At 42.5% G+C, this 22,909-nt stretch carries 24 protein-coding genes; 15 read left to right on the plus strand and 9 right to left on the minus strand.

The window, feature by feature from the left end:
* Window positions 1–66: 66 nt before the first annotated feature.
* Window positions 67–2,343 (minus strand): hydantoinase/oxoprolinase family protein, encoded by a 2,277-nt coding sequence (locus DTOX_RS20235; protein WP_162013547.1) that lies wholly within the window; start codon window positions 2,341–2,343, stop codon window positions 67–69.
* A 187-nt stretch (window positions 2,344–2,530) separates the two neighbouring features.
* The gene (locus tag DTOX_RS20240; RefSeq protein ID WP_015759532.1) at window positions 2,531–3,328 is read right to left on the minus strand and encodes a DUF3298 and DUF4163 domain-containing protein; all 798 of its coding nucleotides are present in this window, start codon (window positions 3,326–3,328) and stop codon (window positions 2,531–2,533) included.
* Window positions 3,329–3,628: 300 nt separating this feature from the next.
* On the opposite strand from DTOX_RS20240, the gene DTOX_RS20245 reads away from it, so the two are divergent.
* The 4 genes from DTOX_RS20245 (at window position 3,629) to DTOX_RS20260 (ending at window position 8,436) form a co-directional block, all read left to right on the plus strand.
* Window positions 3,629–4,141: a superoxide dismutase family protein gene (locus DTOX_RS20245; protein ID WP_042317532.1), complete on the plus strand. Its 513-nt coding sequence runs from the start codon at window positions 3,629–3,631 to the stop codon at window positions 4,139–4,141.
* A gap of 294 nt (window positions 4,142–4,435) precedes the next feature.
* Window positions 4,436–5,488, plus strand: a complete 1,053-nt coding sequence (locus DTOX_RS20250) for an HD-GYP domain-containing protein (protein WP_015759534.1) — start codon at window positions 4,436–4,438, stop codon at window positions 5,486–5,488.
* A 45-nt stretch (window positions 5,489–5,533) separates the two neighbouring features.
* The gene (locus tag DTOX_RS20255; protein WP_015759535.1) at window positions 5,534–7,573 is read left to right on the plus strand and encodes an ATP-binding protein; all 2,040 of its coding nucleotides are present in this window, start codon (window positions 5,534–5,536) and stop codon (window positions 7,571–7,573) included.
* Between the two features lie 182 nt (window positions 7,574–7,755).
* Entirely contained in the window at window positions 7,756–8,436 is a 681-nt protein-coding gene (locus DTOX_RS20260) for a response regulator transcription factor (protein ID WP_015759536.1), read from the plus strand.
* Here DTOX_RS20260 and DTOX_RS20265 read toward each other — a convergent pair.
* Genes DTOX_RS20265 through DTOX_RS20285 form a run of 5 tightly spaced genes read right to left on the minus strand, consistent with a single transcriptional unit; the run spans window position 8,423 to window position 14,286 of the window.
* Window positions 8,423–9,271 (minus strand): 1,4-dihydroxy-6-naphtoate synthase, encoded by an 849-nt coding sequence (locus DTOX_RS20265; RefSeq protein ID WP_015759537.1) that lies wholly within the window; start codon window positions 9,269–9,271, stop codon window positions 8,423–8,425. The two genes, DTOX_RS20260 and DTOX_RS20265, sit on opposite strands and share 14 nt — an antisense overlap.
* On the minus strand, window positions 9,268–9,975 hold the full coding sequence (locus DTOX_RS20270) for a futalosine hydrolase (protein ID WP_015759538.1): 708 nt from the start codon (window positions 9,973–9,975) through the stop codon (window positions 9,268–9,270). Before DTOX_RS20270 ends, DTOX_RS20265 begins: the two co-directional genes overlap by 4 nt.
* Window positions 9,976–9,988: 13 nt before the next feature.
* Window positions 9,989–10,726 carry a M48 family metallopeptidase gene (locus DTOX_RS20275; RefSeq protein ID WP_015759539.1) on the minus strand — a complete coding sequence of 246 codons (738 nt, stop codon included), beginning with the start codon at window positions 10,724–10,726 and terminating at the stop codon, window positions 9,989–9,991.
* A gap of 3 nt (window positions 10,727–10,729) precedes the next feature.
* On the minus strand, window positions 10,730–13,834 hold the full coding sequence (locus DTOX_RS20280; protein ID WP_015759540.1) for a type I restriction endonuclease subunit R: 3,105 nt from the start codon (window positions 13,832–13,834) through the stop codon (window positions 10,730–10,732).
* The gene (locus DTOX_RS20285) at window positions 13,834–14,286 is read right to left on the minus strand and encodes a restriction endonuclease subunit S (protein WP_162013548.1); all 453 of its coding nucleotides are present in this window, start codon (window positions 14,284–14,286) and stop codon (window positions 13,834–13,836) included. The genes DTOX_RS20280 and DTOX_RS20285 overlap by 1 nt, the downstream gene beginning before the upstream one ends.
* 275 nt (window positions 14,287–14,561) lie before the next feature.
* Between DTOX_RS20285 and DTOX_RS23310 the strand changes: the two genes are divergently transcribed.
* Together DTOX_RS23310 and DTOX_RS20290 are read left to right on the plus strand one after the other, a co-directional pair.
* The gene (locus tag DTOX_RS23310) at window positions 14,562–14,741 is read left to right on the plus strand and encodes a hypothetical protein (protein ID WP_157863029.1); all 180 of its coding nucleotides are present in this window, start codon (window positions 14,562–14,564) and stop codon (window positions 14,739–14,741) included.
* Between the two features lie 58 nt (window positions 14,742–14,799).
* Window positions 14,800–15,066, plus strand: a complete 267-nt coding sequence (locus DTOX_RS20290; RefSeq protein WP_015759541.1) for a hypothetical protein — start codon at window positions 14,800–14,802, stop codon at window positions 15,064–15,066.
* Between the two features lie 277 nt (window positions 15,067–15,343).
* Here DTOX_RS20290 and DTOX_RS20300 read toward each other — a convergent pair whose 3' ends face one another.
* Window positions 15,344–15,856 carry a helix-turn-helix domain-containing protein gene (locus tag DTOX_RS20300; RefSeq protein WP_015759543.1) on the minus strand — a complete coding sequence of 171 codons (513 nt, stop codon included), beginning with the start codon at window positions 15,854–15,856 and terminating at the stop codon, window positions 15,344–15,346.
* Between the two features lie 119 nt (window positions 15,857–15,975).
* On the opposite strand from DTOX_RS20300, the gene DTOX_RS20305 reads away from it, so the two are divergent.
* The 4 genes from DTOX_RS20305 to DTOX_RS20320 all read left to right on the plus strand — a co-directional run bounded on the left by DTOX_RS20305 (window position 15,976) and on the right by DTOX_RS20320 (window position 18,576).
* Window positions 15,976–16,197, plus strand: a complete 222-nt coding sequence (locus DTOX_RS20305; protein WP_015759544.1) for a helix-turn-helix domain-containing protein — start codon at window positions 15,976–15,978, stop codon at window positions 16,195–16,197.
* Between the two features lie 244 nt (window positions 16,198–16,441).
* Window positions 16,442–16,981, plus strand: a complete 540-nt coding sequence (locus DTOX_RS20310; RefSeq protein WP_015759545.1) for a hypothetical protein — start codon at window positions 16,442–16,444, stop codon at window positions 16,979–16,981.
* Window positions 16,982–17,177: 196 nt separating this feature from the next.
* Window positions 17,178–17,918, plus strand: coding sequence for a BRO family protein (locus DTOX_RS21805; RefSeq protein ID WP_015759546.1), 741 nt, complete (start codon window positions 17,178–17,180; stop codon window positions 17,916–17,918).
* Between the two features lie 124 nt (window positions 17,919–18,042).
* The gene (locus DTOX_RS20320; protein WP_015759547.1) at window positions 18,043–18,576 is read left to right on the plus strand and encodes a DnaB-like helicase N-terminal domain-containing protein; all 534 of its coding nucleotides are present in this window, start codon (window positions 18,043–18,045) and stop codon (window positions 18,574–18,576) included.
* Here DTOX_RS20320 and DTOX_RS20325 read toward each other — a convergent pair.
* The gene (locus DTOX_RS20325; protein WP_015759548.1) at window positions 18,539–18,793 is read right to left on the minus strand and encodes a hypothetical protein; all 255 of its coding nucleotides are present in this window, start codon (window positions 18,791–18,793) and stop codon (window positions 18,539–18,541) included. The two genes, DTOX_RS20320 and DTOX_RS20325, sit on opposite strands and share 38 nt — an antisense overlap.
* A 98-nt stretch (window positions 18,794–18,891) precedes the next feature.
* Between DTOX_RS20325 and DTOX_RS23710 the strand changes: the two genes are divergently transcribed.
* From DTOX_RS23710 to DTOX_RS20340, 5 genes are read left to right on the plus strand one after another with little or no spacing between them, the layout of a single operon-like run.
* Window positions 18,892–19,050 carry a DUF6906 family protein gene (locus tag DTOX_RS23710; RefSeq protein ID WP_015759549.1) on the plus strand — a complete coding sequence of 53 codons (159 nt, stop codon included), beginning with the start codon at window positions 18,892–18,894 and terminating at the stop codon, window positions 19,048–19,050.
* Window positions 19,051–19,105: 55 nt separating this feature from the next.
* Window positions 19,106–19,588, plus strand: coding sequence for a hypothetical protein (locus tag DTOX_RS20330; protein ID WP_015759550.1), 483 nt, complete (start codon window positions 19,106–19,108; stop codon window positions 19,586–19,588).
* A 36-nt stretch (window positions 19,589–19,624) separates the two neighbouring features.
* Complete coding sequence (locus tag DTOX_RS20335) at window positions 19,625–21,622, plus strand: Mu transposase C-terminal domain-containing protein (protein WP_015759551.1); 1,998 nt, start codon at window positions 19,625–19,627, stop codon at window positions 21,620–21,622.
* A gap of 12 nt (window positions 21,623–21,634) precedes the next feature.
* Entirely contained in the window at window positions 21,635–21,793 is a 159-nt protein-coding gene (locus tag DTOX_RS23315) for a hypothetical protein (protein ID WP_015759552.1), read from the plus strand.
* A gap of 24 nt (window positions 21,794–21,817) precedes the next feature.
* On the plus strand, window positions 21,818–22,750 hold the full coding sequence (locus DTOX_RS20340; protein ID WP_015759553.1) for an AAA family ATPase: 933 nt from the start codon (window positions 21,818–21,820) through the stop codon (window positions 22,748–22,750).
* The last annotated feature ends 159 nt before the right edge of the window (window positions 22,751–22,909 follow it).

Below are 22,909 nucleotides of genomic sequence, written 5' to 3' on the forward strand. Positions count from 1 at the left end.
TCAGCCAAATTTGTCTTCGACAATTAGATCTGCTCACGTAAAAATAATAATATAACAACCCCGGATTTAATTGCCCAGTTCAATAATCAAGTTTCCCCACTTGTCGCACCGCCCCAAATCACCCGGCCAGATTAGAGCTGCAGCATCCGGTTGTTCAATTACTGCCGGGCCTGTGATAACGGTGTTCCTGCCCAGTACTTGACGGTTATAGACAGGCGTCAAGAGCGGCATGCCGTCAAAAATAACTTCCCTCTGCTCAACGGGCAGGGGTTCTTTAAAGTCTTCGGGCAGCATAAAGGGGGCAATCTGCGGCAGCTTACCGGTAGCCACCAAACGCAAAGCCACCAGTTGAAGAGGAGTTTCTTTCCGCTTGAAGCCATAAGTTTTCTCATGCACATAGTGAAACTCTGTCTTCAAAATATTAATATCAGGGCGGCTGATTCTGGCAGGCGCGGCTATAGTTAATTCATATGATTGGCCGGCATAACGCAAATCTAAAAATCTTTGCAAAACACAGTCCTGTTCCGCAAAACCTTCAGCCTGCAATTCAGCCAATGCGGTCAAAGCCAACTCTTTAAAATTAGCATCAAGTTCCTCCGGTTCCAACTCCTCCAGCATAGCCAGCCGTGTTCGTACATAATCATGTCTCACATCGGCAGCCAGCATGCCAAAAGCAGAATTAACTCCCGGGCAGCGGGGCACCAAAACCTGAGACATCCCCAGCTCGCGAGCCAATTCCACGGCATGAAGCGGGCCGGCACCGCCAAAAGCTGTCAATACAAACTCCCTGGGATCATAGCCTCTCTGTACGGAAACCACCCTCATAGCCCGCAGCATACCGGCATTTACTACCTGAATTATCCCTTCAGCAGCTTTTTCCACAGTCAGCTTAAGCGGCTCTGCAATTTTTTCCGCCAGTATTTTCCTCGCCAATTCAAGGTTAAGCAGGCGGTCACCTGCCAGAGCAGCGTAAGGCCGCAATCGGCCCAGCACTAAATTAGCATCCGTAACAGTAGGCTCATCTCCTCCCAGGCCGTAACAGGCAGGCCCGGGACTTGCTCCCGCACTCCTCGGTCCAACCCGTAAAGCTCCTCCCGCGTCAATCCAGGCAATACTGCCTCCCCCGGCACCGATAGTGTGAACATCAACCATAGGCAGTCGCAGGGGATAGCCACCGATTTCACCTTCGTTAGTATATCTAGGCACCCCATTGTGGATCAAACAAATATCCATACTCGTGCCACCCATGTCTGCCGTGATTAGATTACGGCGCCCGGTTATTCGAGACAACCAAACCCCGGCCAATACGCCTCCTGCCGGGCCGCTGAGGACAGTTCTGACTGACTGTTCACGAGCTTGCCTGGCACTAATTACCCCCCCGTTGGACTGCATTACATAAAACCCACCCTCCAGGCCTGCTCCTGCCAATTGCTGCTCCAATGTCCCTAAATAACGATCAACCTCCGGCTGCACCAAAGCATTAATTACAGCAGTGGAGGTTCGCTCGTATTCTCTGAACTCGGGCAAAATTTCGGAGGAAAGGGTAACGTTTATTTGAGGAAACCCCGCATTAAAAAGTTCCTTAACTCTTTGTTCATGAACAGGGTTAATATAGGAATGCAGAAAACTGACAGCTACCGAATCTACTCCCTTTTCCTTGATCTGCTCAATTATCCTTTGCACTTCCTCTTCCTCTAAGGAAAGATGTACGCCGCCACACGCTAAAATTCTCTCTGTTACTTCAAAAGTCAGGTGACGGGGAATTAACGGCTCCGGTTTGATTGCCCAAAAATCATACAGGTGGGGCCTGTTCTGCCTTCCTATATATAATAAATCCCGAAAACCCCTGGTGATCAGCAAAGCTGACCTGGCGCCAAATCCCTGCAATAAAGCATTGGTGGCCACAGTGGTTCCGTGCAGGAAAAAATTAATATCCATCTCAACAGACTCAAGAAGATTGCCTTTGCGCAAATCCTTATTGGCTGAAGCGGCGTCCTCCGTGACAGAAGCGCTTATTCCTGAAAAACGCTTGATTAAACGCCCTAGGGAACTCCCTCCGGTTAAGCAATCTTTTTGACCGGCAACATCTTTCTGCGATACCTTACCGGTATAGCTTTTTGCATTAATTTCCCCCGAAAGTGCCTGAGAGCCGCTCTCAATGTCGAACAGTCTTTCTTCAGCCAAACTAATAATCTTTTTTATACCCTTTATAACAGCTTCAGCAGGATCGGCAGGCGTTGAAGACACCTTGGTTGCCAGAAACTCACCGTTATCCTCTCTTAAGAGACAAAGGTCAGTAAAAGTTCCGCCTGTATCAACTGACAGTTTATATTTTATTCTCATATAAATCGAACCTTTCTCCATAAAAACTCGTAACCTGGCCTCAATTCTATAATCAGCCAGGCATGAGGTCAATATTCATTTTTTAGCAGCACGTTTCGGAAAGAAAAGTTTTCGGCTGTGCTGCCCATAATTGATTCTGGAAATGCTTTTATTGTGGACACAGCCGCATCTCAACAATTAATAGGAACTAATACGGCATTACTGCTATAGGGATTCTAAATTCAGGAATCCCGCTGGCGTACGGAGCTATATCATATTCACCGTAATAAACTACCACATATCCTTTTAACAAATAAAATGATTGTTTTTCGGGAATGGAATTCAGGTTTTCTCTTGCATTTTTATAATATTTATCCTCATTATTTTCTATTTGACTATGAATTGCCTGCAAGACTATTTCCTCGTAATTACTTCCGTAAAAATCGCTTAAATAAAGAATCTTGCCTGTATCAACATTTATGTTAAGGGTTTTGATTACCGTAGAACCATGAACGCCGCCGGTATAACTATAGTATTTAACGCTGATACTCAGAATATTGTTGCTGTTATAATGAACCTTATATTCTGTTTTAGCAATGCAGGGACTAATTGGTATAGCATTTTTCTCTGCTTCCCTTACATAGGCACTAACATATACTTCTGTCTCTTTCCTAAAGGCTAAGGCATCACTATTGAATTGACTGTTTATTCTGTTTTGCAAGGTACTGTCCTTAATACAGGATATCTCCGGTATCTGCAAATCAACTTCAAATACCTCATCCTTTGACTTAATTGTTTGTGTGGTTACCTCCACTTTATCTCCCGTGCAATCGTCTCCCACAGGTTCAACCAAAGCTTCAGCCGTTGCCTCAGCTTTTGTTTCAACCTTTGTTTCAGCATCTACATCATTATCTTTACCAATCCGAATAAGCCTTTTCTGGCTTTTCACAGAACTATGGTTAACTTTTGCAAGTGTCATTACCAATGGCAAAAGAACCCTCCACATTTTAACAGCCCCCCCTTTTTCAGATTATGTAAAACACTTTTCTTTATTGTATAAATTTTCACACCCTTTTGTGCACCTTTATTAAGTCAAAATACAAGGATCCTTATTGAATTTATCCGGCTAACAATTTTACTTTAATCTGAATATTATATTTACAAAATCGCTCATGAGGTGAAATATATGACAACGAAATGCCCCTCGGGCTCAATACCGCATATTATAAAAGCAGGAGATACCTATTACAAACTGGCTCAGTATTATAATGTTTCAGCAGCACAAATAGCCGCGGCTAATCCTGGCATGGACGCCGGCAATTTAACGATTGGGGAAACCCTTTGTATACCCGCTGAAATGCCTGCAGCCAGAGCCGCTATAAGAGGCGGTCCGTTAAGGCCCCAAATATCGGGTACCGTGGATTTTTTTGATGCGCCGGGAGGAAGCTGGGTTTGTGCGGATATTAACGGACTTCCTCCTTATAAACCGGCTGTCGACGGTCAAAGCCCGGTCGGCCCGCACGGTTTTCACATTCATACAATTGGCAACTGCCAGCCAGGCAATTCGCAAAACCCTTTTCCTTCTTCAGGAGAACACTGGAACCCGACAAAGCAGCCGCATGGCAATCATGCAGGTGATTTTCCGGTACTTTTTTCCAATCACGGGCAGGCCAGAATGTGCTTTTTTACCGATAAGTTTACCCCTGAGCAGGTAATCGGCAAATCAGTGATCATTCACTTAAACCCTGATGATTATCGTACTCAACCCGCAGGCAACTCGGGCAAAAAATTGGCCTGTGGAGTAATTGAAAGAGTCTAAAACATACTTCAAGATGATAATAAGAAAAAAGCTTAAATAAGTTTTTAAACCGCAAAGAGACGCCTTCTGTCATTGTAACGACACCAGGCGTCTCTTTGCACATATTAAACAACTAACAGCCTCAAATTCATTATGGCTAGGCATACCATCATAATTATCTGCTAAATAAAATTTATAATATAGCAAATTCAGAATTAAAAACCTTATTTTCTATGATATGATAGTTAAATAATTATTAATTAAATAATCTAAAAATTTTCCGGTTACTAAGCTATAGTGGGTGATTAATTTAATATGCTGCCTGAACAATTATTCCATGCGACAATTTTAATAGCGGATGACAACTCCACAAATATTTTATTGCTTGAGAAATTGCTGTCAATCTCTGGTTACAAGAATATAAAAACCACAACAGAATCCAGAGAAGTATTGTCTCTGTATAAAGAACTTGATCCTGATTTACTGCTTTTGGATTTAAGGATGCCTCATATGGATGGTTTCCAGGTATTAGAACAGTTAAATCTTGAAAAACAGGATGATTTCCTGCCGGTTGTAGTTATTACAGCTCAGAATGACCAGGAGCACCGGCTTAAATCCTTTAAAATGGGCGCCAAGGATTTTATCGGTAAGCCTTTTGATCATGCAGAAGTGTTGATGCGTATCAGAAATATGCTGGAAATTCGCCTGCTGCATAAAGAAGTACGGGAACACAATCGCAAACTGGAAGATACGGTTCAAGAAAGAACTAAGGAATTGCAGGATTTGCAGGTGGAATTAATCCACCGTTTAGGGCGGGCCGCAGAATTTCGGGATAACGATACAGGCGCCCATATAACCCGCATAGGCAAATATTCCTTTGAACTGGCAAAAGCCGCCGGGTTATCGGACAAAGAATGCCGGTTAATTTTACATGCCAGCACTATGCATGATATTGGAAAAATAGGTATTGCAGATGAAATACTTCTTAAACCGGAACGGCTCACACCTGATGAATGGGAAATAATGAAAACACATACCACTAAGGGAGCTAAAATACTGGCCGGCAGTTCCTCCGATGTACTGCAAATGGCTGAACAAATAGCTCTCAACCACCACGAGAAATGGGACGGAAGCGGATACCCCACCGGTCTAAAAGGCGATGAGATCCCCCTGGCTGGAAGAATTACCGCAATTTGTGATGTTTTTGATGCCCTGCTTTCTAAAAGACCTTATAAGAATGCCTGGTCTCTGGAAGAAGCTGTTGCTGAAATGAAAAAGGGCAGCGGAACTCATTTTGATCCCAATTTAATCGAAATATTTCTAAAGATAATACCACATATCCTGGCTATCAGACAGAAATATTCCTAAAACAATTTATTACATAATGAACTAAGACGACGGTGAGGAACATATATGAAAGAAAAACCGGACAATAACCTTTTTATTTTGCAATGGATATGGAAATCCTATTTGCGCAATGCTCTGATTCCACTGCTGTTGATTGAACTGGTTTTTATAGGAATGTTCTTTTTATCAAACAACTGGTCGCAAAGAGAAATGCTGTCCTTATTAAAAAATGAAGTACGAGCACATCTGCAGGAAATAGCCCAACGCGAATGCCTGATTATATCCGAACAAATATCAGATATATCCCCCGTCGCAGCAGCCAATGCTGACAAAATAATAAATACTGTTACCAATCAAATTTTAAATTTAGACTTGCCCTGGCAAGGATATGGTTTATTGCTGGGAAAGGACGGAACAGTTCTCGCTCTGCCTGATAGAGGTGAAAAGGACTGGGTCTTAAATGAATTAACAAATCATCATTATAATGAAGCAGCTTTAAAAGACGCCTTTGCACCCGATCAGTTTAATCTTTATAAAAGACCTGATTTAGCTGCTTTTGGCAAGCAAGTAGCCGGTAAAACTACCGGCTTTGCCAGTATTAACCTCGGCGGAATGAAACAGGCGGTATCATGGGCCACGGTAACCGGCACCGGATGGAAGCTATTAATTATTGCTCCTGAGAACAATATCTATTCCAACGCGGATAAAATGAACGGCAGACTGCTTAAAATAGGATCTTCTATGCTGGCGGGTCTGGTCTTATTATATTGCATCTTTTTCTTCATTCTCTTCAAGAAATCGCATAAGATGAGTAATAGCATTTCCCAACCGCTGCTGGAGATAAACAATATAATCCAAAGGATTGTTGCAGGTGATTATTTTCAAAAGCAAAAAGACTTAGGGGTTCATGAGCTGCAGGAAACCGCCTCCCTGCTGGTTCATATGGGGCAGCAATTAGAAACTGCCAATGAAAACCTGCTGCATATCCAGGCTAAACTCAAAAAAAAGGAATCAGATTTGCAGGCCCTGATAAAATCCATTGATGATATAATTTTTGAAGTAGATGAAAACGGCATCTTCAAAAATGTTTGGACTAATAGTGAAAAAATATTGCTGATGCCCGTAGATCAGGTTATAGGCAATCCCATTCAAAGTATAATTGCTCCGGATAAATCTGACATCTATCTGTCTAAAATTAAACAGGTTATCGAAAATCAGGAGCCGGATGTCTTCGAATATATGATGGATACCCTTTACGGCCGCAGGTGGTATCTGGTTCGCATCGCACCTATTGCCAGTGAATTAAAATCTGTATCCGTTTCCATGAGAGATATCAGCGAGCGCAAGGAAATGGAAAAGTCCATAATCGCTGCCAAGGAAGAGACTGAGAAAGCAAGCATGGCTAAATCCCAATTTTTGTCCAACATGAGCCATGAATTGAGAACACCTCTTAATGCGGTACTGGGTTTCTCACAGATATTGCAAATGGACAAGTCAGCGCCTTTGGATAATTCTCAAAGCGAAAGTGTAAAAGAAATCGTCAAGGCAGGCAATCATTTGCTTATGCTTATCAACGAGATACTGGATTTGGCAAAAATAGAGTCAGGCAAGTTAAATATATTAATTGAACCTGTCAAAATATTGCCGATCATTGAGGAAACGGTTGCTTTTATAAAACCCCTGGCCAAAGAAAATGATATTGAAATTGCAATTAATCCGAGAGATTGTATGGAACAATATGTTTTGGCTGATTCAATCCGTCTTAGGCAGGTGCTTTTGAATTTATTCTCTAATGCTGTAAAATACAATTATAACAGTGGCAAGGTAAGCTTTTATTGTGAAAAAATTGATAAATTTATCCGTTTTAACATATTAGACAGCGGTTTAGGTATCCCCTCTGCGCAATTGCCGGCTATTTTTGATCCTTTTTACCGCCTGCCCATTACCGCTAATAATGTTGAGGGGACGGGTATCGGTCTCGCTGCAGCCAAGCAATTAGTTGAATTAATGGGAGGAAACATTAACGTTAAGAGCCAGGAAGGACAGGGAAGTCATTTTTGGTTTGACATACCATGCGCTGAAGCGGTTGACCGGAGGGATATATAATAAGGGTTGGTTCTTACTTGAACCAGCCCTTATTATATTTAGTCTTTCGCAAACATCCCTGCATTTTTAAAATCAAACACTTCACTTTTTATTCACATAGTCTTCACATAAGTTTTTTATAATAAGTTTTAAACGGGATAAATTTAGCCGTTCTCATTATTCGCCGGGGGGTGGAGAACATTATGAAAAACATAAAAATATTAATAGTCGATAATGACAGGAATGTCAGAGATGTTATTAAACTTCTTCTCGTAAACGAAGGGTTTACTGTTGATGAGTCCGGAGATGGCAATGAGGCACTGGATATTTTTTCTATTCATAATTATTCACTAATATCGCTGGATGTCATGCTGCCCGGATTAGACGGTTGGACGGTTTGTAAAAAAATAAGAGAACGCTCAAACATTCCCATTATTATATTGACTGCCAGGGATGAAGAATATGCCAAGCTCCTAGGTTTCGAATTAGGGGTAGATGACTATATTACAAAACCCTTCAGCCCCAAAGAAGTTGTGGCCAGAATAAAAGCTGTTCTAAAAAGAGCAAATATAATACCACTTTCAGAAGAAAGCTTTTTAAAAACCGATAAAATAAGGATTAATCCCTCTACCAGAGAGGTATATCTGGATGATAAGGAATTAAAATTAACACCAAAGGAATACACTCTTTTATATCATTTTGTGAAATACAAGGATCAGGTTTTCACTCGGGAAGAATTATTAACCGAAGTATGGGGCTACGACTTCTATGGGGATTTAAGGACAGTAGATACCCATATCAAACAAATAAGAGAAAAATTAGGCGAATACAAGAAATATATCAGTACCGTTTGGGGTGTCGGATATAAGTTTAAAGTTCGGTAAGAGAAAGCTTCGATAAGTTCACATCAGGGATTAAACCTGCTTGCGCGGCCCGGCTGAGCAAGCTGATTACAGCCCCATAGCCCTCACCTAAATTTAGAGTGAATTCATTAACATAAAGCCGGATATGCGCTTTAGCTACTTCAGGTGATAGCTCTTGGGCATGTCTCAGCACATACTCCTGAGAAGCTTCCGGGTGTGCCCAGGCATATTTAACTGATTCCCTAAGCCAGCCTGTAATAGCACTTAAATCCAGGGTTCGACGGGCAACGATTGCTCCCAGCGGGATAGGCAGGTTAGTGTCGGATTCCCACCAACTGCCCAGGTCAACTAAAAGAGTCAGCCCAAACGAAGGATAGGTAAAACGTGACTCATGGATTACCAAGCCCGCGTCAACCAAACCGTCACGGACTGCCGGCATAATTTCATGAAAAGGCAAAATTATAATTTCACCTACACCTCCCGGGACATGTTGATCCAGCCACAGGCGAAAAAGCAAATATGCTGTTGAGCGCTCAGCCGGTACTGCCACACGCCGACCGGCCAGGTCTGCCGGGTTTATTATGCCGCAGGGTTTGTTTGCCACTAATACCAGCGGCCCGCAACCTCTGCCCAGCGCACCCCCGCATGGCAAAAGCGCGTATTTTGATAATACCCACGGCAATGCGGCAAAGGATATTTTAATAATGTCCGGCCCGTTCGGACCGGCTGCCAGTTTGTTTGTCACATCAATGTCCGCAAGAGCAACGTCAAGCTCCGGCGCACCCGGCACCAGCCCGTGCACCCAGGCATGAAAGATAAAGGTGTCATTGGGACAGGGAGAAAAAACAATTTTCACGCTAAAACCTCCAATAATACTGAACTGGCTGCTTCTAATACTTCGAGAGCCTCTTTGATCCGCCAGGAGGCGCGATCGCGCGGTCCGACCAGGTTTGAGACAGCACGCAGTTCCAGAATAGGCAAACCTAATTCACGGGCTGCCAGGGCCACACCATAACCCTCCATAGCCTCAGCAGCAGCCTCGGGTACCCGGCCAACCAGCGCCGCCGCACTTTCAACCGTGCCGGTAACTGTTGACACAGTGAGCACAGGCCCGATCTGTAAAGGCAAATTAGCCGCCAGCAGTGTCTCTTGCAGGTCTTTCAGCAGGCTTGCCTCGACCCGGATACGTGTGCAGCCAAAGCCTAACTCATCCAAGCTGCTGAAACCCACAGAAGTCTCCACTCCCAAATCGGCAGCTATGATTTCGTTTGCTGCCACCAGTGAACCTACCTCAGCCTTGCCGGGAAAACCTCCACCGATACCCAGACAAACGACCAAATCGTATTTATCATTTGCAGCTGACAGAATCTTTACTGTCTTAACAGCGGCGGATACCGGGCCAACACCGGCCAGCATTACATCGGCTCTCCTGTCGTTTTTCAGTCCACGCAGCACCGCTTCCCTCTCTGCCGGTACCGCTGTCATTATCAAGGCCCGTCTTATTTTATCCGCCTGATCATAATTGACAATGTTCTTTATTTGCCCATGATTAAAATTCATTATTCCTCCAATGCTAAGACCCTGAATAGCCCAATTCCTTTACAATTTCGTGATCGAGAATTCTCTTGCGCTCTCTCCAATCCGGCATATGGACGGTCAGAAATTCATAAAAATCCTTATTATGGTTAGGATAGAGAAAGTGTATAAGCTCATGTAAAACCACATAATCTATGCAAGGCGGTGAGGCTTTATACAAATAGTAGTTCAGATTGATTCTACCGCGTGTTCTGGAGCAGCTGCCCCACAGAGTTTTCATTTTTCTGACTTGAAGGTCAGGCTTATTGATACCATGTTTTGCAATAACCGGATATAAGCGATCTATAGTCAATAAAAAATATAATTTACTCTGTTTATGCCACCATCGCTCAAATTGTTTTTGCAGAACCTGTTTATTCTCCAAGTTAGGCGACTGTATAAGTATGATGTCTTCCTTTTGCTCGATTTTACAACTCCTTCCTTCATTGATGATGATCCTTTTTTGCCTTCCCAATATACGTGTTGATATTCCACTGCGTATTATAGTTTCAAACCCATTAACCCCGGTATCTTTAAAGTAATGCAAAGATTTTTCAATCCATCCGGTTTTGCTGTCGAGGTAGTCATTTATCCATTCATCCGACACCCCCACAGGTGCGGACAGCATAATACATCCGGTAGGAAAAACCTTAAGACGGATACTTTTTACATTTTTTCGTTCAATATTTATTTCAATATCACCCGATAACCCCGTCAAGAATTTTCTCTGTTTCATAACCTAATACCTGCTAATTGCTGTTTTTCTTAGTTCTTCCAGCATGAGATCGATTTTTTCAACGGATAATTTTATTTGATATTGCTCGGCAAAATCCCAAATCAGATCATCAAGAGCTTGTTCCATGTCTTTGTGCACAGCAACATTATGACGCCAATCCACCTTTGCACGACTGCAAATGGCATTTTTGACCTCAATGGCCAGTTGCCCCATGCCCTCATCTATTTCCGGCGTTATATCATATATGACTTCAGCAATGATACTCTGAATTATGCCATAAAAAGCTTTCGCATCACTGTCATTATCAATACACGCAGGGTAGTGATGGCCGGTATAGCCTTTTTTAAAATCATCCGCCATTTTCTCCATTTCAAAGAAATAAACATCATCATTTCTTGAGGCTTTGTATACTTCCAGGGTTTCTTGGACCTGCGCAAAAAACCTCTTATATAGTAAAGGGTCATCATAACGACAGGTTTCCAGCTCTTTGTCCATACGCGTACGAATGGCATCCCCTTTGGCGGCTTTGCTATCCAGCTTCTCAAGCTGCGCTTTCATCCCTTCGGTATCATGAATAGAAACAGGTTCAACAATAATCCGGCTTGGTTCGGAAAGCACAAAATTATTCAACAGGCTGCGAATACCGTCTTCATATTTACTAAAATCTACTTTTTCATTATAACGAAGCAAGACCGCCCCGCGAAGCTTTTGGAAATGAAGCAAATCCCGCTTGTATTGCTGAATACGGTCATAACCAATGGCGCTATAGAAAGCATAGCTTCCCATGGCCAAATCCAGCAGGCGGGAAAATACTGAAAGCTTTTCATAAAAAACTTTTCTCAAGTCACTATCTGCCAATGCACTTTGCCAACCATCGGAACTGTTTCGATCAAAATCCTTTCCCTCAAAAACAAGCCGCAATTCACTGTGCGCCCTTTCCAGCTTGCGTTTTTGATCAACGGCACCAAGAATAGCATTTTCAATATCCGCCTGATCATATCCGTCCATACCGGATTTCTCATCCGCATACATATCCATGGCAGTATTAAGCTTGCTAAAAATACCCCAATAATCCACGATGAGCCCGAAGTCTTTGCCCGGATAAACGCGGTTAACGCGGGCAAGGGCCTGCAACAAAGCATGCTCCCTCATGGGTTTATCCACATACAGCACAGCAGCAACCGGCGCGTCAAAGCCGGTTAGCAACATATCCTTGACAATAAGCATATCCACATCTTCACCACCAATGAAGCTGTTTTTAGCCCATTCACCATATTCCTCATAGTTATGTCCAAAGAGAGGCTCCACCTCTTCCTTGAAAAAGGATCTTATTTTTTCTTTATTTTCACCGGTAAGCTCATCACCTTCTTTAACATTTTCGGGCGATATCACCACCGCTGTTTTTATCCCGCCAAGTTTCTTTATCGATCTATGCAGGTCAATAGCTGCCGGACGAGATGATGCTGCAATCATAGCCTTGAATCCCTTAGGCCCGGCATAACTTATAAAGTGCTCATGAATGTCAAAAGCCACCATGTCTATGCGTTGACGAGTTTGAGCCAGAGGTAAAAGACGGCTCCATTTGCGCTTCATATCTTCCTGCCGCTCGTGATTCAGCGGCGCAATAATATATTTGAGATAATCATCAATCTTCTCACTCGTCACATCTTGTGGAATAATCCTGCCCTCATAGACAAGAGGAACAATAACACCGTCTTCAACAGCCCTGGTAATAGGGTAACTGTCAATAAGCGGTCCAAACTGCGCATAGGTATTTAATTTGTGTTTCTTAAGCAGCGGCGTGCCGGTAAAACCTATTTTTATAGCATTAGGCAGAACATCAATCATAAAGTCATGAAGTTCACTTGAGTGTGAGCGATGGCTTTCGTCCACCAGCAAAAAAATATTGTCATCTTCAATCTTGACTCTCTTTTTTGCTGCTGTATAAAATTTATGTACAAGAGTAGTAATTATAGTTTCACTTTTGTCCCTTAACAAATCAATCAGACCCTTGCCTGTACTGGCCCGGACCGGTCTGAGCTGAGTTCTGGCAAAGTTGTCCCTCAGCTGCTTATCCAGATTGACCCGATCATTGACAAGCACAAAACGAGGATTTCCGATATCCGGGTCAGCTATTATTTTTTTAACCAGCATCACCATGGTGAGAGATTTACCGCTGCCCTGGCTGTGCCAGATCACACCACCCCTTGCACCTTTGTTATCTTCCCCCTTTATACGTTTCATGGTTGCCTGTACAGCAAAAAACTGTTGATAGCGGGCAATTTTCTTGACATTATTGTCATATAGGATAAAATAACGCATCAATTCCAGCAATCTCTCTTTGGAGAGTATGGAAACAATAGTTCTGTCCTGTGCAGTGACTTTGCCGTCAGGGCTGACATTGCTGCATTTTTCCTGCTGCCATTGATAATTTTTTTCCCGCCAGACGCTAAAATGCTCAGCAGTCGTACCACAAGTTCCATATTTTACAGTGTTTAGATTCATGGCCATAATGATTTGCGCATATTTAAACAGATGGGGAATATAGTCGGGTTGCCAGTTGCGTGTATTTTGAGCAACTCCTTTTTCCACATCAATACCGGATTTTTTGCACTCGATCACCACCAGAGGAAGACCATTGACAAGCAGCACTATATCCGGCCACACATATTTGCCATCCGCCCGCTCCACTGAAAATTCATCTGTCACCTGCCATAGATTGTTTTCCGGATGTTCCCAGTCAATAAACTTTAGATCAAAAGACTGACGGCCTCCATCAAATAATTCCTCCTCATAGCTGTTGCCGGAAATAAGCATATCATAGATGTTTTTGCCGGCCGACATCAACCCGGAAATAAGCGGCACGTCGATATCCTTAATGGCCTTGCCGATAGAACGTTCGGAAAAAGGCGTTTGCTTTCCTCTATAAACGAAAGACTGCCGGTGCATAAACTCTCGCAAAACATCAGGAAATAAAACATGAGAAAGCCGTCCTCGAAAAATTTCTGCCCGTGACCGGGGTACATACTGATAGCCTAACTTTTCCAATACTTTAATTGCCCTCTCCTGACTTTCAGGGCGTTCGTCAAATATGGTATGGTCGGGCATTAAATCACCTTCTCCGTGTTGACTCTCACAATACCGGTCAGCAGCTGCTGCATCAAAGCTTTTTTTTGCTTTTTGAGTTCCGCCAGATGCTTTTCGTGCAGGTCAATTTCTTTGTCTGCCGTAGATAGGATATTGGCTATAGCAGTTTGTTCCGGGAGGGGCGGGAGCGGGAATGATATCTTCTCAATACTGCTTTTACTAATCCCGTACACAGAAATCCCGTTTGCACAAAGTGCAAATTGTTTTCTTACATTTAAACTACAAAAACAATATTGCTTATACTCATCAGAGATCGAATCGTTCTTCGGATGAGCAATTATTGTATGAAGACCGGCTATGAACGGCATGTTATCTTTGTTTTTTACCACAACATATTTACATGTTCCGTCATAATCTTCGGATGCATCTGCAAACACAACATCACCATCATATAACATATATTTGCCATTCAATTCATTTACACTCATTGTTAATTTAGGAATACATAGGTACTCCGCTTTAACGTCTGTGATCTTTCACGTAAACAACAAAAAAGTTCCGCAATGTAATAACCCGTAAATTCCAGTAAATACGCGGGGTTAAGTGTAATCCTTGAGAGAATAAATGCAAATGAATGTAAGGCTTTGAAAGCAATTAAAAGGGGTTTTTAAAGGTTTAAATATTATGCGTTTAAAAACGTTTAAACCCTGTTTAATCAACGTTTAAGGGGGTGTTTATATGTAATCAAATGACAATGGGAATCGGTTATGATTGCGGAACTTTGATTGCGGAACCTGCTGTTAGTTCCCCAATCGAAGAAGTCAATAATATCAAGGCTTTCAGCGATTTTGTTAAAAACACCTTTTCGGATCGATTTTTTTGTGGTATAAACTTTGCTTTCCTTTTTAAAATGCAAATTGCCCAATAGACACTGGACACTGGTAAGTCTACTGGTTTAACAATATCAAAAGAAAGGATGAATGATTATGTCTGATAACATTTTGGAACAATTAAATGGACAAGAATCTTTAACTGAGATGGAATTATACTGTATAGCAAAACATACTGTTGAACTAGTTAAAGTAGTATTTCATGAAGAAGAAGATATGAGACATGTATCTTGTAAAACGTGTAAATATGCAGATGATTGTATAGAAATGTATGGCTGCTTAGGAACTTTCCACCATACTATTAATAAGTTATCTCAAATCACTGGGGTAAATATTAGTCTTTTTAAAGGGTTTAAAATTTAAATTTATTATCAGCTACCTTTTCTAATGGGCAGTTATGACGACATTCATCAATATAGTCACATTTAAATGTCACTGAACTATATTTGGGTGTTAAGCGGCCTGGCAAATGTAAAACATTACACCCGACGGTTATTGAATGTTTTCTTTTAAGATGCGGGCAATAGCCTTCTATTTCAATATAAGTCATAGGAGTTTTCATGAGTATCACTCTTTCTCAATTAAATTCGTAGTTAACTGTATGATAGTTAACTAATTAATATTGGTAATGATTGTTAGGCTAGCTGATTTGTGCTTGTCCTTTGGTTTCCTGTTGTTTTTTTTGGACGTCCTCCACCACTTCGTCTGGGAAAGAGCGATTAAACTGAACTTTGGTCCACCCTTTCAGATCTTCACCGGCATCCCAAAGGTCGTGAAGTATATTAATCATGCGATCTAATTCTGGGTCGCCGGTGTCGGCACGGTGGGCTGCTCGGCCAGCAGCAAATGCGAGGCCGTTTTCTTTCATTATGTTATTAATGGCATCCATAAAGACCCGTTCTCCCAAACGGGTCTTTATGTTTTTCAGCGATTCTTCCGGGGAAGTGAACATTTCCCCTTCCCCTGTTTTTATCCAGCTCTCAGAGGTATTATAGCGTAGGCAAAGGTGTTTAATTAATTGCTCAGACGGCTCTCTGGTATCTTTTTCGATTTGAGAAATATGCTTTTGAGATATACCCAGGCATTCTCCAAAGTCTTTTTGAGATAATCCAAGATGTTTTCTGAGTTTTTGAACCCTTACACCAACATACAAAATATCCACCTCTGAGTAGTAAAATTTATTGACTGTAGAACTGTGAAGTATTATTATTATATCCAAGGAATTTAATTTTATAGACATACCCCAGTCTAATCGTGAAAGGAGGACTGGCCATGGGCAACAGTAAGGGCATGACTCCCCAAGAAATCCGGGCGGCAATGCTCCTGAATGGTGTAAAGCTGAAGGACATCGCTGGTGAGGCCGGCGTGTCTGTGGGCCGTATACACCAGGTGATATACAACACCGGCAGGAACAGGGGTTACCGGATTAGACCGTTTATAGCTAAGGCAATCGGCAAGAAGGTTGAAGATATCTGGCCGGACAATGTAGCGTAATATGGACGTAAAGACATGCTAAAACGTATGTCTATAATCATCTAGACAATTCTATCAAAGATAAAAGGGGGTGGCAATGGAAAAGGTACTGAAACTTTTTGGCGGCGGTATGGAAATTAGTTTAACCGAACATAGGCAATAAAATAAATGCTTTAAACGGTTTTAAAACTAGGCATTTAAAACCGTTTAAAGCCAGTTTAATCAATGTTTAAGAGCAATTTTAAAAGGTGGTGTATGTATAGATATGGGGCGTATTAAGCTGGTGGATAATGATGAGGCTATAACTATTTATGAACGGAAGGGCAATAAGTGTGGGTGTTATAAATGTGGTGCCAAGGATTCCGTTGAGGCTGTGGAAATGATTAAAGATTTTGCGGCTGCTCCGTACCGGCTGGTGAGTACAGTATGTAGTGTATGCGGCCATAAAGAAGATAAACATCAGCGATATTTTCACGATCAGGGGTGGGTTTTTAACGAAGGCAACGGTTTTTTTGACGGTGTGGTTCCGGGTGAAAAGAAGGATAGTGTTCAGAATGAATCTACCCGTGTTGTTGATGATTCAGTTAATGCAAAAAAATATGTCCAGAAGATAGGTCTGCTGCAAAAGTATTATGAAATGGCTTGCCATAATTTGTTATGCTACTCTAAAAATTATGCGATGAACCAACCTAAAGAAAAGTATGAGTCAGAATGGAAAGAGGCCCAAGCCGAGTGCGAACTGCTGCAAGAAATGATAAACGAACTTCCTAAAGGATATAATGAAAATTCTTGTTTACTTGAATAGTTTTTGGAGGGGAATGGAACGGAATTTAAAGTAAAGTAAATGATTTAGAGGGAGAAATAGCCTGATGAAATATAAGATGTTAGTTTTTCAAGGAACTGTCGGTGAATTTCGCCGGTGGTTGAAAAATATAATTCCTTGTGATATCTCTCAACAACAAGAATAGATGATCTGACAATAGAAGGTGGTGAGATAAAGTATGAGTCAAGATTTATTACCGGTTCTGGCACATCGTGAGAACATGCGTATCGTGGAGGTGGACGGGCAGCCGGTGGTGACGGCCAGGGATTTAGCTAGGGCGTTGGAGTATAGTAAGGATAATGCCGTTGCAAAAATATATGACCGGAATAGGGATAGTTTTACTAATAGGGACTCCTTTGTTGTAGATATGAGGAAGTTCGTACCCAAGATGGGTATGAACCAAGTTAACAATGAAAACAGGTTCGACGTCAATTTGACGGTGAACCCCCAGGGCGGTGATCCTCACATCCGAGTCTTCACTAAACGTGGCGCGTTAAAAATCTGCATGAAATCTAACCAACCCAAAGCCGTAGCGGTGCAGGATGCACTGATCAACCTATACGAGCAGGTAGAACGGGGTGAGTTGGTTTCAGCTGGGTACCTGCAGAATGTGGTCAGGGAACTAAAATCGGAGATTAACCGGCTGTCACGGCTGATAGCCGGTGCTGGAGGCAATCGGAATGTGCAACCGGTGCAGGTTGTCTACGTTCCCCGCCGGCACAAACCGCGCAGCTTTGACGATGCGGCACTGGCTTTTCTGCAGGAACTTTTTATCCAGAAGCCACGGGCTAAGGTGGTGGAGCTGGACAGGCATCTGCGTGAAGAAGCTGCAAAGCAGGGTTGGAAAGTAGGTAGTAAAGACAGTGTTTACCGGGCGGTCGCAAACTGGAAGAAGGTAGCAAAGTCTTTGAGCAATTAAAAGGCCCGGCATCGGGCCGAAAATCAGGTTGACTAAGCATAGGCAATGAAATAGGCGTCTTGAAAGCACTTTTAAACGGTTTTTAAAAAGGCGTTTAAAACCGAGTAAGGAGGTGAAAACTCAAATGTCTGTAAAATTGATGCCTGTTAGTGAGATAAAAGAAAGCACTGATATAATCGAGGTTAACCAATTATTGAAGGAGGATTGGTATTTATTAGACTCCTACCAAAGTAACGGTAAACTCGTTTATGTTGTAGCACTAGTTAAAAAAATGAAGGCTAGACTGGATGAGAGAGATCCAGACCAGCCATTTAGCAGAATGGAGTATGAACAAAACGTTCTCGGCGGTTTACTTCTTGAACCTACAACTATTGAGAAAGTCAGTACTATACTCTCGGTGGAAGATTTCTCAATAGATAAGCATCGGATTATATACAAAGCCATCAAGAATTTGCATGATAATGATTCAAGAGTAGGTTTGTGCACAGTATATGAAATGCTTAGTCTGTTAGATCTTTTAGATCAGGCTGGCGGGACAAAATATATAAGTATGTTACATGGTGTAGTTCCTACAGCCAATAACATTATGTACTATGCACAAGTTTTATCGGAAAACCGTCTTAAGAATGAAACTCCTCGTGATATTTCTCAACAATAATAATAGATGCTCTTATGGATTCTCCAATTATTTTATCAATTATATTAAGAAAAAGATCTTCGTGATCGTCCATAACTTGAGAGCGTGGTACTAATTCAGGATAAGATTGATATTTTTTTGTAATGCCCATAAAATGGGTACGCATAAAATCTACTACATTTAGCTTAATATCAATACTTACTTCTTTGTAAATTTTATTAAAAAATAACTGATCCATTTTTTTTCACCTCCTCCCTATTGGTTTTGGTTTGGTTGGCACCGTCAAGATTCGACGGGGAGTGAGGTAATTCCTACCACGCGCAAGGAGGTGTGAGGGTGAAGCAAGGAAAAAGACCGACACGCAGACAGAAAGAGCTTATGTCAAGGGCAAAACTTAATCCAGATAATTGGTTGGTTGTTAAAAATCTGCTTGACTGCCTGCATCTTAAACATAGGACAACAGGAAAGAAACGGGTATTAAAGGCTAGCAGGTGAGCCTATAGCGGCGAGTGAGAGCGTTTATCCGTAATTTATTAGGCGGAGGCTGGATATGGTTAGGAGAAAGAAAGGTGGGTCAGTGCCGGGTCAGTTGTCATTGTTCGATTTTGTGGAGGAAATCCAGCAAGAACAGGAAAAAAGCACGGAAATAAATCCCGGCAGTCTTAATATATCGTTACAATTGCGGAACACACTGTCTGAAGGACTAAAGTATTCCTCCTTGAGCCGGTTTGAAGTAGCATGCAGAATGAGTGAATTGGTTGGTGTGGAGATAACAAAAAGCCAGTTGGATTCTTGGACCGCTGAGTCAAAAGAGCACCACCGTTTCCCGGCCGAATATTTGCCGGCCTTCTGTCATGTAACCGGATTTAAACAACCGCTAAAAATGATGGCAAAACTTGTGCAATGCTACCTCCTCGAATCAGAGGAAGCGTTACTGGCGGAACTGGGTAAAATCGACCAGGTAAGAAAAGACCTGTCCCGGCGGGAGAAAACTGTACGGGATTTAATAGGCCGGATGAAGGCGGACATGTAAGACATAACTCTTTTGGCTAAGGCAGAGGTGGTTATATTGGCTGAACTAAAAACAATAGATAATGAAATATACCTGCCAGTTGAAGAAGTAGCTCTGTTATTGAGTATAACGGAGCGGGCAGTCAGGAAGAAAATCACCTCTGGTCAAATTCATGGCAAGGAAGAGCGTTGTAACCGGGGCGGTCGGGGCGGTGTTAAGTACATAGTACCGTTATCATCTCTGGACGACCGTGTACAGATGAAATACTGGAAAAAGCTAGAGAAAGAGCAAGAAAAAGAGCACCCGGCGGCAGTACCGGAAAATGTATGCCAGTCCAAGACATTTGACGAGTACAGCGAGGATGACCGGCAAATCATCCAATCATGGATACAGGCAGTAAAGGACTGGCAGGCTTTTCGATCAGGCCGCAGGGGTGATTTGCGATCGGTGGATGAGTCCTTTGTGGAGGCTGCCAGGAGTCAGTACACAGGAATATTCTTATCGGTGAATAGTCTATATCGCAAATGGAAAGCTGTCCGGGCAAAGAATTACGATGCACTGGTTGACAAGCGGGGCCGGCACCGGTTGGGACAAAACAGCATACCGGAACTTGCCTGGGAACTCTTTAAATACTATTACTTGGATGAGAGTCAGTACGCCATAAAGCAATGCGTTGATTATGTCACCTGGTGGTGCGAAAAAGAAATGCCGGAGTTGCTTTCAGAGATTCCAAGCTACCATTCTTTTGTCCGGGCAGTCAAGACCATTCCGTTTGCAGTGCTGAAATACTTCAGGGAAGGAGATAAAGCCTTCGAGGACGATGCAGCGCCGTACATAACCAGATTGTATGATGATCTGGAAATTAACGATGTATGGGTGGCGGATAACCATACACTGGATGTTCTTGTCATTGAAGACGGTACAGAGAAACTGCACCGTATGTATGTAACGGGATTCCAAGATGTGCGTTCAAGAAAGATTGTTGGTTGGTACCTAACTGATAAACCGAACAGTGAAGCAGTATTGTATGCGCTGCGAAAAGCCATTTTAAAGCATGGCATCCCACGTTACATTTATACAGATAATGGTCGTGAATTTCTTTGTTTTGATATAGGCGGACGTGGCCGGAGGAAGACATCTAAATCTAAGAAAGATGAACATACCCCCCCTCCCATTTTTGCCAGGTTGGGTATAGAATTCTGGAATGCTAAGGTCCGAAACGGCAGGGCAAAGATTATTGAGCGAGCTTTTAAAGAGTTTAAAGATAAATTTAGTCGACTTATGGTTGGTTTTACAGGCGGTAACCCCTTGGAGAAGCCTGAAAGGCTTAAACACCAGGTAAAGAGCCGCAAGGGCATACTATTGGACAGCAAGCTGCGGGAAAACCTAGATACCTACATCGAAGGCATGTATAACGAGACAGAGCAGAATGGGATTGGGATGTACGGCAGAGCACCAAACAAGGTATATGCAGAAGAAATGGTGACAGTAAGAAAGGCAACATCCGAGGATTTAAACCTAATGTTGATGAGAAGCACCAGGATGCAGACGGTCAAGGAAAAGGGTGTCCACTTGGAGTTATATGGCGAGAAACTCTTCTACTGGGATATAGACTTTCTGCTTAAATACCAGGGGCACCGGGTGTATTTACGATATGATCCGGAAGACCTGCGGCAAGTAAGGATATACAATGAAAAGGATGAATTCCTTTGTGCCGTTCCGGTTGATAACGAAACCATCCTGAAGTACGGTGCCAGCAAAGAAGACATTCGTAAGGCATCGGCTAAAATAAAGCAATTCAAAAAGACGGTCAAAGCCTATGATGAGAATTCCGGCCTGGAAGCTTATCCGAAGATCGAGGCGATAGATCTGATGCTCTGGAAGGCAAAGCAGAACATGGAAGCCGGTGGGCAAAAGCCAAACGCCAAGGTGGTGGAAGCTGTCAAGGCTAATGAACCTGTTGTTACAGTGCAAGAAGCCCCGGCAGATCAGACTGATTCAGTGGTTGATCTGCAAAACATGACTAAGAATGCGCGTAAAAATATGGCTATGTGAGGAGGTGTACCAGTGAAATCAAATATGGATGTTAACCGGTTACCGGTCAATCAAATTGTTGACCCGGCTGACTATCCTGAATACGTAATATCAAAAGAAGATATACGTAAAGCCATGCAAAAAATTAAACAGCTTAAGTCAGTTAATACTGTTCAAATGGTATTTCAATAAGAAATTTTATAGGAGGTATTGAGGATGAACGTAACATTGAAAGAACGGTTAGAGGAGCATTTGAGGAGCACCGGTAAGAGCCAGAATGCTCTGGCCAAGGAAATCGGTATCAGTTCTGCAGCGTTAAGCCAGTACCTTGCCGGTAAATATCAAGCTCAGGGCAACAGCAATATAGAGCCGAAGATTGAGGAATTTTTCAGTCTGACGGAAAAAGCGGCTGCATTTACGACAGCACCTGATTATGTTGCTACCTCAATCTCAACAGATGTATATAATGTCATTGATTATTGTCACGTGAGCCGTTGCATGGGGACTATCATTGGAGACGCCGGTATCGGAAAGACAAAAGGGGCTGAAAAATACGCCAGCGATTACAGCGAAGCCATCTACATAACAGCCACCAAGGCATGCAAGAGCCAGAAGAATATATACCGGATGATTGCCAGGAAATTGAGGCTAAACGAGAACCGGAATGTTTTTGATTTGTATTATGATATCCGCTCCAAGCTGGACGGGTCCAACAAAATTTTGATCATTGACGAAGCCCAGCATCTTTCTGTTGCAGCCATAGACGATATTCGTTTCTTCAACGATAAGAGCGACGAGTCAGACCTTCCGTCCGTGGGTATTGTATTGATTGGTAACCATGAGCTACGCACAAAAATGATGGGGCGGTACGAGCAAACCCTGGCACAGTTATTTAACCGTATTCAGATACAGCGGCTAATGTTTACAACCCAAGTTCTTGTGGAGGATATAAAAAAGCTTTTCCCAGTTTATGCCGATAAGGGCATAAATACGGAAAAAGAAATCAGGTTCCTGCACGGCATCGCCACCAGTCGCTGGGGTGTTAGAGGAGCTGTTAAGGTATTCCTCAACAGCTCCAATAACGGGGACATTTCGCCTAGCGGCCTGACAACCATGGCGAAATATATGGGAATTGGATTTCCTGCATGAGGTTTTAAATATGTCTTTCGGTATACCAAAAGTATACCTGTTTACCTGAGCATACCCCATTAAAATCAATGGGGTAAAGTATACCGTGGCAGATATAGTTACTTATTTAACCTCATGACAATTTTAATATAACACTTTTTAAATAGCTTTTAAAGGGCT

Source organism: Desulfofarcimen acetoxidans DSM 771, from assembly GCF_000024205.1.
GTDB lineage: Bacteria > Bacillota > Desulfotomaculia > Desulfotomaculales > Desulfofarciminaceae > Desulfofarcimen > Desulfofarcimen acetoxidans.

What these genes read in the sequence shown, in the direction of transcription:
- DTOX_RS20310 (WP_015759545.1), top strand. Translation starts at nt 16,442, where the DNA reads ATGGGGCGTATTAAGCTGGTGGATAATGATGAGGCTATAACTATTTAT.
- DTOX_RS20290 (WP_015759541.1), top strand. Translation starts at nt 14,800, where the DNA reads ATGTCTGATAACATTTTGGAACAATTAAATGGACAAGAATCTTTAACT.
- DTOX_RS20260 (WP_015759536.1), top strand. Translation starts at nt 7,756, where the DNA reads ATGAAAAACATAAAAATATTAATAGTCGATAATGACAGGAATGTCAGA.
- DTOX_RS20235 (WP_162013547.1), bottom strand. Translation starts at nt 2,343, where the DNA reads ATGAGAATAAAATATAAACTGTCAGTTGATACAGGCGGAACTTTTACT.
- DTOX_RS20250 (WP_015759534.1), top strand. Translation starts at nt 4,436, where the DNA reads ATGCTGCCTGAACAATTATTCCATGCGACAATTTTAATAGCGGATGAC.
- DTOX_RS20270 (WP_015759538.1), bottom strand. Translation starts at nt 9,975, where the DNA reads ATGAATTTTAATCATGGGCAAATAAAGAACATTGTCAATTATGATCAG.
- DTOX_RS20280 (WP_015759540.1), bottom strand. Translation starts at nt 13,834, where the DNA reads ATGCCCGACCATACCATATTTGACGAACGCCCTGAAAGTCAGGAGAGG.
- DTOX_RS20240 (WP_015759532.1), bottom strand. Translation starts at nt 3,328, where the DNA reads ATGTGGAGGGTTCTTTTGCCATTGGTAATGACACTTGCAAAAGTTAAC.
- DTOX_RS23310 (WP_157863029.1), top strand. Translation starts at nt 14,562, where the DNA reads ATGACAATGGGAATCGGTTATGATTGCGGAACTTTGATTGCGGAACCT.
- DTOX_RS20320 (WP_015759547.1), top strand. Translation starts at nt 18,043, where the DNA reads ATGTCTGTAAAATTGATGCCTGTTAGTGAGATAAAAGAAAGCACTGAT.
- DTOX_RS20245 (WP_042317532.1), top strand. Translation starts at nt 3,629, where the DNA reads ATGGACGCCGGCAATTTAACGATTGGGGAAACCCTTTGTATACCCGCT.
- DTOX_RS21805 (WP_015759546.1), top strand. Translation starts at nt 17,178, where the DNA reads ATGAGTCAAGATTTATTACCGGTTCTGGCACATCGTGAGAACATGCGT.
- DTOX_RS20325 (WP_015759548.1), bottom strand. Translation starts at nt 18,793, where the DNA reads ATGGATCAGTTATTTTTTAATAAAATTTACAAAGAAGTAAGTATTGAT.
- DTOX_RS20340 (WP_015759553.1), top strand. Translation starts at nt 21,818, where the DNA reads ATGAACGTAACATTGAAAGAACGGTTAGAGGAGCATTTGAGGAGCACC.
- DTOX_RS20255 (WP_015759535.1), top strand. Translation starts at nt 5,534, where the DNA reads ATGAAAGAAAAACCGGACAATAACCTTTTTATTTTGCAATGGATATGG.
- DTOX_RS20275 (WP_015759539.1), bottom strand. Translation starts at nt 10,726, where the DNA reads ATGAAACAGAGAAAATTCTTGACGGGGTTATCGGGTGATATTGAAATA.
- DTOX_RS20305 (WP_015759544.1), top strand. Translation starts at nt 15,976, where the DNA reads ATGGGCAACAGTAAGGGCATGACTCCCCAAGAAATCCGGGCGGCAATG.
- DTOX_RS20330 (WP_015759550.1), top strand. Translation starts at nt 19,106, where the DNA reads ATGGTTAGGAGAAAGAAAGGTGGGTCAGTGCCGGGTCAGTTGTCATTG.